Annotated in this window: 1 protein-coding gene; it reads left to right on the top strand. The window is 57.1% G+C overall.

The window, feature by feature from the left end:
- Positions 1-307: 307 nt before the first annotated feature.
- Complete coding sequence (locus tag ACTQXO_RS08660; protein WP_154518687.1) at positions 308-2,002, top strand: phospho-sugar mutase; 1,695 nt, start codon at positions 308-310, stop codon at positions 2,000-2,002.
- Positions 2,003-2,256 lie beyond the last annotated feature (254 nt).

Raw genomic sequence — 2,256 nt, 5'->3', positions numbered from 1 at the left:
GCCCCATCGCGCCGAGAGTACTGCGGGGCCAGCCCGTGGGAGGCCAGGGCGCCGCTGACCGGTGGACGGCACCGAGCCGTACGCTTGGACTGAGAAGGGGGAGGCCTCGCGCCTCCCCCTTTTTCGTTTCTCAGGCAATTTAACTAAATTTCAATTTTTACAACGATATCATCTGCCGTCTTATTCAGACGTTCACCGTTCTCCTGACAGTCTCACGCACTCAATGGATTACTATCTACTTAAGCGTGATACTGCGCTTGACCTGTTTTAGGCGGGCCGTTTTATTGATTATGAAGGAAGGACGCACATGGCAGATGTTCACGAGCTGCTTGATACTTGGATTGCCAATGTCAAGGATGATGAGCTGCTGACCGAGCTCAACACGATGAAGGAGCAGGGTGACGAGGATGCCATCACCGATGCCTTCTTCCAGGATCTTGCCTTCGGCACCGCCGGCCTGCGTGGCACGATCGGTGCTGGCACCAACCGTATGAATATCTATACGGTCGGCCGTGCAACGCAGGGCTTCGCCGACTATCTCAATGCGACTTTTGAGCATCCGACGGTTGCCATTGCTCGCGATAGCCGCAATAAGGGCGAACTGTTCGTTAAGACGACGGCTGCCATTCTTGCAGCAAACGGCGTGACTGCTCTCGTATACCCTAAGATTTCTCCCGTGCCGACGCTTTCCTGGGCCGTCCGCGACCTTAAGTGCTCCGGTGGCATTTGCATGACCGCGAGCCATAACCCGGCGCCGTATAACGGCTATAAGGCCTATGGCCCCGACGGCTGCCAGATCACTAGCGAGGCCGCCGATGCAATTTCTAAGGCTATCGCCGAGACTGATACGTTCACTGGCGTGAAGTCCATGGACTTCGATGAGGCTCTTGAGCAGGGTCTGGTCAAATGGATCGATGACTCGTGCCTCGAGCGTTATTACGACGCCGTTCTCGCGCGCGGCGTGACCAACCTTTCTGCCGAGGAGATCGCTGGCGCTCCGCTTAAGCTCGTCTACACTCCGCTCAACGGCACTGGCCTCATTCCCGTCACGACGGTGCTCGAGCGCGCCGGCATCACCGATGTCACGGTTGTTCCCGAGCAGAAGGACCCGAACGGCGATTTCCCGACCTGCCCGTATCCTAACCCCGAGATCCGTCAGGCCATGCAGAAGGGAATCGACCTGTGCGAGCAGGTTCACCCCGATTTGCTGCTTGCAACCGATCCTGACGCCGACCGTGTTGGCGTTGCTGTTAAGAATGGTGATGACTATCTGCTGCTGACCGGCAATGAGATGGGCGTTCTGCTGCTCGACTATATCTGCAAGACCCGTGCCGCCCGCGGCGAGGATCTCACCAAGAAGGTCGCGGTTACTACTATTGTTTCTTCCGCCATGGTCGATGCTCTGGCCGAGGAGTATGGCTTTGAGCTCCGTCGCTGCCTGACGGGCTTCAAGTACATCGGTGACATCATTACCTCGCTTTCCGATGCTGGTGAAGTCGATCGCTTTATCTTCGGTTTCGAGGAGAGCTACGGTTATCTGGCCGGCGACCACGTGCGCGACAAGGACGCCGTGAGCACTTCGCTTCTGATTTGCCAGATGGCGCAGTATTACAAGCTCCAGGGCAAGAACCTTGCCGATGCGATGCACGAGCTGTACGAGAAGTATGGCTACTATCACAACAAGACGATTTCGCTGAGCTATCCGGGCGCTGAGGGTGCGGCAAAGATGGCCGGCATCATGGCTGGTCTGCGCGAGAACCCGCCCGCGGAGCTCGCAGGCTCCAAGATCGAGGCCGTTGTGGATTACAACACCTGCGTGAACGGCCTGCCGAAGGCTAATGTCATTGAGTTCGATCTTGAGGGTGGCAACAAGGGTATTGTCCGTCCTTCCGGCACCGAGCCCAAGATCAAGCTGTACATCTTCGCTAAGGGCGCGGATGCCGCCGAGGCTGATGCAGCACTTGACGCGATTGAGGAGTCAGGTCGCAAGCTGTTGGCCTAAGGCTTTGAAAGCCTATTTCTATAGATAGACGAAAAAGGGGATCTCGGAAACGAGGTCCCCTCTCTATTACTGCTAAATACATCTGAGAATCCCAAACTGTGTAGGAGTTGTGTGCAACCAGATTCCCGCCCCGCGGGCCCCTCCGGTCTGGCAATATATCTCCTTGCCGCGCGGCCCGGTCGGACCGGATGAGACGCGCAGGCGTGCACCTTGAGAACCGGATACTGCGAGGATGGACACACCAGATGTGTCGC

Origin of the sequence: Collinsella sp. LCP19S3_D5 (assembly GCF_052121415.1) — a bacterium.
GTDB lineage: Bacteria > Actinomycetota > Coriobacteriia > Coriobacteriales > Coriobacteriaceae > Collinsella.
Note: the sequence above shows the minus strand (reverse complement) of the source record. Positions and strands in the feature narration are given on the sequence as shown.

Coding starts and splice junctions, on each gene's coding strand:
- ACTQXO_RS08660 (WP_154518687.1), top strand. CDS start 308: ATGGCAGATGTTCACGAGCTGCTTGATACTTGGATTGCCAATGTCAAG.